The sequence below is a fragment of the Kitasatospora sp. NRRL B-11411 genome, from assembly GCF_000721345.1.
Taxonomy (GTDB): Bacteria; Actinomycetota; Actinomycetes; order Streptomycetales; family Streptomycetaceae; genus Kitasatospora; species Kitasatospora cineracea.
The window spans coordinates 1-202 of the sequence record NZ_JOGH01000366.1 but is presented as its reverse complement, the minus strand read 5'-3'; the positions used below and the strand labels follow the sequence as shown (position 1 = coordinate 202).

Here is a 202-nt window from a genome sequence, read left to right as displayed (position 1 = left end):
GCTGACCTCCTGCCAGTAGTAGGTGCCCAGGTCGGCCTGCTCGGTGCAGGTGCCGTCCTCGCCGGTGGTGCACGGGTCGCCGACCTTGGCGTCGGGCTTGGCACCGTCGGTCTGCAGGCCGTCGGTGCCGTTGGACTCGCGCCACAGCTGGAAGACCGCACCGGGCAGCGGCTTGCCGTCCTGGTCGTGCTTGACCAGGCGC

General features: G+C 71.3%; 1 protein-coding gene. It reads right to left on the bottom strand.

Annotated features, from left to right (window positions below; translation table 11 throughout):
* Positions 1-202, bottom strand: a 202-nt coding sequence (locus tag IH44_RS42265; protein WP_035958735.1) for a prealbumin-like fold domain-containing protein, incomplete at both ends; no start/stop codon positions are given.